This window comes from Bacillota bacterium, assembly GCA_013178125.1.
In the GTDB taxonomy this organism is placed as follows: domain Bacteria; phylum Bacillota; class SHA-98; order Ch115; family JABLXJ01; genus JABLXL01.
Window position 1 is genome coordinate 42720 of record JABLXJ010000018.1, and the last position, 6685, is coordinate 49404.

The 6685-nt window shown below is 52.4% G+C and carries 6 protein-coding genes and 2 tRNA genes; 6 read left to right on the forward strand and 2 right to left on the reverse strand.

What is annotated here, in order from left to right:
* Positions 1-70: 70 nt before the first annotated feature.
* From HPY71_12895 to HPY71_12920, 6 genes are all read left to right on the forward strand, one after another.
* A complete protein-coding gene (locus tag HPY71_12895; protein NPV54393.1) occupies positions 71-1798 on the forward strand; it encodes an N-acetylmuramoyl-L-alanine amidase in 1728 nt (575 codons plus the stop codon).
* A gap of 43 nt (positions 1799-1841) precedes the next feature.
* Positions 1842-2660, forward strand: a complete 819-nt coding sequence (locus tag HPY71_12900; GenBank protein ID NPV54394.1) for a glutamate racemase — start codon at positions 1842-1844, stop codon at positions 2658-2660.
* An 85-nt stretch (positions 2661-2745) separates the two neighbouring features.
* Entirely contained in the window at positions 2746-3549 is an 804-nt protein-coding gene (gene rph / locus HPY71_12905; GenBank protein ID NPV54395.1) for a ribonuclease PH, read from the forward strand.
* A 116-nt stretch (positions 3550-3665) separates the two neighbouring features.
* Positions 3666-4301, forward strand: a complete 636-nt coding sequence (locus HPY71_12910) for an XTP/dITP diphosphatase (GenBank protein NPV54396.1) — start codon at positions 3666-3668, stop codon at positions 4299-4301.
* Positions 4302-4562: 261 nt separating this feature from the next.
* Positions 4563-4641: transfer RNA gene (locus HPY71_12915), tRNA-Pro, on the forward strand.
* A gap of 30 nt (positions 4642-4671) precedes the next feature.
* Positions 4672-4747 (forward strand) — tRNA-Arg (locus HPY71_12920).
* An 814-nt stretch (positions 4748-5561) separates the two neighbouring features.
* Here the strand turns inward: HPY71_12920 and HPY71_12925 are convergent.
* Positions 5562-6275, reverse strand: a complete 714-nt coding sequence (locus tag HPY71_12925; protein NPV54397.1) for an OmpA family protein — start codon at positions 6273-6275, stop codon at positions 5562-5564.
* Between the two features lie 3 nt (positions 6276-6278).
* Positions 6279-6680, reverse strand: a complete 402-nt coding sequence (locus HPY71_12930; protein ID NPV54398.1) for a flagellar motor protein PomA — start codon at positions 6678-6680, stop codon at positions 6279-6281.
* Between the last annotated feature and the right edge of the window lie 5 nt (positions 6681-6685).

Here is a 6685-nt window from a genome sequence, read left to right on the forward strand (position 1 = left end):
GTTGAAGGAAGTCGAAAGCCAAAGGTAGCCAACCGCAACGGAGGAGCCTTCCAGTAGGGGGACTTCAACTATGAAAACTCGGAGCGGAGCTACCCCGCCTTTTATAGCCTTTTTGGCTTTCGGACTTATACTATCGGTGTTTCCCTACCTGGCGGGTATCGTGCATGCCGGAGGCCTCGATGCTACCCCTATGGGAGACAGCGAGGGCTCAAGTAGAGTGGATGGCCCGGTAAGGATAGTGGGCATCAAGTTCGCCCAGGTGGACGGGCGCGCCCAGGTTATAATCGGCACGACGTCGCCGTGCAAATATAAGACCATGGTGTTGAAGCAGCCTGATCGTCTCGTAATTGACATAGATAACGCCGTGATTGGCATGGCCAGGCGAGATCCTGTAAACGTAGGTGATAGGTTGGTTCGTAGGATCAGGATGGCACAATTCAGCGCAAGTGTTGTTCGAATGGTCATTGACCTGTCAGTATCGGCGGCTTGCGTCATAAAGGCTAGAGAGGAAATGGAGGGAGGCTCGAACGGCCTTGTTGTGACCTTCAACCGGGAAATACAGGATATCAGCTTTCAAAACACCGATGGTCGTTCAGGGATCATAATAACGGGCACCGGTGATCTTGTGCCAAGGGTGATGACGTTAAAGTCCCCCGACCGCATAGTCATTGATATACCAGAGGCCACCCTGTTACGTGAGGCATTTACTATTCCCGTTGATCACGCACTTGTGAAGCAGGTTCGAGTGAGCCAAAACACGAAGGACGTAGTCCGTATAGTCGCTGATACGAATGGAAGTCCCGCGTTTAACGTTGTGAAGCAGGAGGACAAGCCTGGAAGGATAGTCATTGACTTCGGGTATCTTGTAAAGGGCGTGGATATAGCGACGCAGGGGTCGGGAACTCGTATAGCTGTGAAGGTTACGGGGAACCCTGCCAGGACCATCAGGTATTTGGATGACCTGAAGATGCTCGTGATAGATATAGAGGATTCCCAGCTTGAAATGTGTGAAACTACAAGGGTGGTTGATGACGGAGTCATAGACCAGGTGGAGGTTACTCAGTTCCAGCCCGGGACTGTGAGGGTAGCAATCCGCTTGCCCTATTATCTGGGGCACTCAGAGGTAGATGTTGGAAATCCGGGGGAAATCGTCCTGGATATTGTCAGGTCGCCTCTCTTCAAGAAAGTAGTAGTAGTGGACCCTGGACATGGGGGATCAGATCCCGGGGCCATCGGCCCATCAGGTCTCCAGGAGAAATTCGTGACCCTTGATATCGCCCTTCGCCTCGCCAGGCTCCTGGAGCTTGCCGGGGCAAAGGTCTTGCTCACACGGACAGATGATAGGTTCGTATCGCTGCCCGACAGGGTGAAGCTTGCCAACGAGAATAATGCCGACCTTTTTGTAAGTGTCCATGTCAATTCATTTACCGATCTCTATCCCTCGGGCGCGGAAACCTTTTATTTTGATAACGTCCCTGACAGCAGGAGACTGGCTGCTCTTATACAGGATGCACTGGTCCGCGAGAGCGAGATCAATAACAGGAAGGCCAAGAGCAGAGAGCTTTATGTGCTTCGCGAAGCGAGAGTCCCAGCGTGTCTCGTGGAAGTCGCCTTTATCTCGAATTTCGGGGAGGAAATGCTTCTCATGAGCCCTGGCTTCCGGCAAAAAGCAGCTCAGGGTATATACGCGGGGATACTGAGCTTTTCTTCGGAAAAAACTATGCCGGTAGCTCAGGCAAATCCAGTGGCTCAAGTGAATGATGTTGATTTGAGAGGCAAAGGGAATATAATTGAGTAGTGGAGTTTTTTCTCCCCAGTTTTAGCCCTTTGGGGGTGGATGGGTGGACGCGAGGCCGATTGGGATGTATGATTCGGGGGTTGGGGGCCTAACCGTTCTTCGGGAGATTCATAGAGCGCTTCCAGAGGAGCGGATAATATATTATGGTGATACAGCCAGGGTGCCATATGGTGGACGACCTGCGTCCGAGATCAGGAGGTTTGCCAGGGAGATAATCAGCTTTTTGAGAGACCAGGGTGCAAAGATGGTCGTGGTTGCATGTAACACCTCCTCTGCGCTGGCGCTGGCCGGGGTGCGGGAGCTCTTTGACATGCCGATTGTGGGGATGATCGAGCCCGGGGTTAGGGCTGGCGTGCGTGAGTCCCATGGAGGCAGAATAGGCATAATTGCAACGGAAGGCACGGTTAAGAGCGGGGCATATGAGGCCGCAATCAGAAGGTTAAAGCCTGACGCTGAGGTGGTGAGCGAGGCGTGTCCCCTGTTGGTCCCGCTGGTGGAAGCGGGCCGGACGGATTCGCCGGAAACCGTAGCCGCTCTGGAGAGATATCTTGAGAGACCAAGGTCATTTGGGATTGATACACTGATCCTGGGGTGTACCCACTATCCCTTTTTGACGCCGATGATCAGGGCGATTTTAGGACCTGATGTCTCCATAGTCGACCCGGCCCGCTACGTTGCGCTTGAGGTGAGAGAGATTCTAGTTAAGGAAGATATGATAAATCCGCGCAAGAACGGGGATGATAGATTTATCGTCAGCGGGGATCCTGGTGAATTCGCACGTCTTGGATCCGTGCTGCTTGGTCGCCGGATTCCCCGTGTTGAGCAAACCTCCGTGGCGGATAGCGTGATCGCAGAAGACTAAGCCCCGGGGTGGACCCGCCCGGGAGGTTTAGAGCAGGCGCCTTCCCTGGTTTCTAGATGGGCGTTTGAAAGAGGGTGCCGGGTTGTTGTCGCGAGTTGATGGAAGAAAGTCTGACGAGATGAGAAAGGTCAGGATCACGAGGAATTACATTAAACATGCCGAAGGCTCCGTGCTCATAGAGGTAGGCGACACGAAGGTAGTATGCACAGCGAGTGTTGAGGACAAAGTCCCGCCATTTCTCAAGGGGACAGGCAGGGGCTGGGTAACAGCTGAATATGGGATGTTGCCAAGGTCCACACATGAGCGGAGCCCGAGGGAGGCTTCCAAGGGGAAGATAGGTGGAAGGACATATGAGATCCAGAGGTTGATAGGAAGAGCCCTGAGGGCGGTGGTTGATCTCACGGCTCTGGGAGAGCGCACCATATGGCTGGATTGCGATGTGATCCAGGCGGACGGGGGTACGCGGACAGCATCCATTACCGGATCATTTGTCGCCCTGGTGGATGCCCTAAGCTTTATTATGACCCATGGGAGAGGGCGTTCCGGTAATCAGGGTAATGCTTTTGCGGTTGGAGGCGCGACAGGAGGGATCAGAAGGCCGCGACTGCCACTAAAGGACTTTGTGGCGGCTACCAGCGTCGGGATTCTCGACGGCCAGGAGGTCTTGGATCTTTGTTTTGAGGAGGATTCCAGGGCGGATGTCGATATGAATATCGTTTTAACCGGGCGTGGGCGCCTGGTTGAGATACAGGGAACTGCGGAAGGAGAGCCCTTTACCAGGGCGGATCTGGACAGGCTGATCCGGCTTGGCAGGAAGGGCGTGGCGGAGTTGATCGAGATCCAGCGGGCTTCACTGGGAGAGCTGGCAAACAGGATCGGGAGTAGGTAGCGGGAGGCTGAGGACAGGAGGAGGGGATGGCGTCGTTCCCTATGGGGAGGAGAGGTAGAGATTAGGGATGGGGTTATTCCAGGGGGCTGGCGCCGTGTGATTCTATGAGTGATGCTATGGCGCGTTGTAGGAAACAGGTTGTGCTTGCGACGAGAAACCGGGGCAAGATAGTCGAGATCAAGGCGATCTTCTTTGACGATGATATAGATTTTCTGTCATATGATGATTTCAAGGACCTGCCGGAAATTGTAGAGGATGGGCGGACCTTCGAGGAGAATGCAGTCAAGAAGGCGACAGAGGTTGCGCGGTTGACGGGCAGGGTGGCGCTCGCTGATGATTCGGGTCTCGAGGTGGATGCCCTTGGGGGCGTTCCCGGGGTGCTTTCGGCTCGATTCGCCGGCGACGGTTCGAGCGATGAAGCCAATAATCTCAAGCTTTTGGACGTTATGAAGGGAATTCCAGATGGCAGGCGGGGAGCGCGGTTTAGGTGTGTGATAGCCGTGGCAACGCCGGAGGGCGATGTAGAAACCACGCAGGGAGTCTGCGAAGGCTATATCGCACATGAGATGAGAGGCGCCGCGGGCTTCGGATATGACCCTTTATTCGTTGTACCTGATTATGACAAAACCCTTGCCGAGCTTGGTCCGGCGATAAAAAATAGGATTAGTCACCGGGCGAAAGCCCTTGAAGCGGTGAGGGATATCCTGAGAGAGATTCTAGCCGCGAGGGGGCCGGACTCCGAGTCATGTTAGACCCCCATGCCGCGGTGCGACGCCGCAAAGAGTGAAAATTTCCTGGAGGTAATCTGCTGGTCATTTTCGGGATAGCGATTGCGATTCGTGGGTAAAAACGGGATTTTAGGGCGATAAACATGTAGCTTTCGAGCGATAGGCGTATGAGAGAACGCATTTTCGCCATGTTCCGCTCAATTGCATGATGAGCCGGACTTGGGAACATCGGAAGGTCGTTTGACTATCGGTGTCTTTTTTGCTACAATAAATCTCGCTAGTTTGCGGGGCGTAGCGCAGCTTGGTTTAGCGCGCCTGCCTTGGGCGCAGGAGGTCGGAGGTTCAAATCCTCTCGCCCCGACCAGGTTACAATTTAGGGTTTTCATTGTAAAGCGCGCCTGTAGCTCAGGGGATAGAGCAGCTGACTTCTAATCAGCTGGCCGCAGGTTCGATTCCTGCCAGGCGCGCCAAGTATTTCTAGGGGTTGCGGGATTCATGAAATACAGCAAAAGGTGATTTTACAGCAACGTTACAGCAACCCGCTTGCTCCTAAGTTGCGTTCCCGTTCCATTCCTGGTTATCATTGAATACTGAATATTGTCATCTAGCAGGCAAAAGAGGCTCCCGAATTACCAGGGGATCTCTTCCTTTTCCACCCTTTGCTATCCCTTTGGGCGGCAATTGGGCGGCAGAAAAGGCGGGCTGAGAGTCTGGTGGGTGTTAAGTTATGCCAAATTGCATGCTGCTTTTCTCGTGCTATCAGCCAGTATGTTCTGTATTATATCATCTATCTGGTTGGGCAAAAAGTGTTTCTTAATAAGACCGGTATCGTGACTGTGGCCCAGGCCGTCAGGTTCGGTGGCGGCCCAAAGTAGCGTAGGACCGGCACTCGATCAAACGCCCGCACAGTTGCTGGTGTGCTGCCTTAGACTTCTTTAATTGCTGGGGGCTAGAGATCTCGTGGTACACTTCAGTTCTCTTGGCCTCCAGGTCTGGACCCCCTCAATAGATCCCTTCCTTTTTACGTTTTTCAGGCTCAAGATGAATAACGCGATGCTAAATCCAATAAGTGTCGCAAAACTCAGTAGCGGCACTATATGACCGTCACCGTTTATCGAGGATTTCAATATGTCTATGTCTATGGTGCGATTAGAAGACCATTTACACGAAATAATCTACGCTCCCCCTGGACATATTTTGAGAGGGTGATGTGTTAATTACACCAGGGAGGCCCCAGACATAACCTTCTCATAAAGGCCAATACCGCCAGTTTGATACGTTTTCTCAAGGCATCTTCCCTTCTGACTTTCTTATGACTATTTCTACCCTGCGGTTTAACTGTCTCCAGTATTCGCCTTTGTTCGGGTATGCCGGTTTGAACTCCCCACACCCTACAACTTCAAACCGTTCCGGCTTCAATCCGCAGCTATTCACGAGGTATCTTACTACGGCACCGGCACGGGCCGCAGAGAGTTCCCAATTGGAAGGGTAAAGAGCAGTATCTATAGGTATATCATCCGTATGGCCTTCCACCCGTATTTCTACACTTGGCACCTCACACAAAACCTTGCCGATTTTCTTAATTACAGGAAAGGCTTCCGGCCTTAATTTGCTCCTACCAAGATCAAAGAGTATCCTCTCCCCAAGCCTAATAACTACGCCCCTCCGCCCTTCCATCGAAACGCTTACCTGGCCCTTTAGGCCCTCCTCCCTTTCTACTAGGCCGCGGATACGGTTAAAGATCTCCTCCTCGGATATTCCTGGAGGGGCTTTTGACCCGTCAAACGATACTACTGTCTCGATTGATAAGGCTTTCCTGAATGATGCTACAATCTGTTGAAACTTCTTTATATCCACCCTTGAATAGCTATAAAGGAGCACAAAGAATGTCAGTAGGAGAGTCATCATATCCGAGTAAGTCAGTATCCATTCGCCTTGCCCCTGACTTTTGTTCTTTTTTTCTCCAATAAAATCTGGTAACAGATTTGATCCCCCCATTTGTCAAGCAGTAATCGATTCATCTGAAATATTTTCAACCTGATATGCGCCTGCTTCCTGGACTTCCCTTTGGGTAGGGGGCTCCTCACGTTTCTTCGGTGCCAGGAAACGATACAATTTCTCTCTAATTAACCGGGGAGGATCCCCGTTCTGCATAGCCAGGAGTCCCTCCACCATTAAGAGCTTTACGAAAACCTCCTCCTCACTCCTCATTTCTAATTTCCCGGCAAGGGGGGTACAGACGAGATTGGCCCAGAGTGCCCCATATAAGCTGGTGAGCAAGGCAACAGCCATTCCCGGGCCGATTTTATCCGGGCTATCCAGGTTTCTTAACATCTGAACCAGCCCAATCAGCGTCCCGATCATGCCAAATGCCGGCGCTAGAGAAGCCATGGTTGCCAGGATCCTCT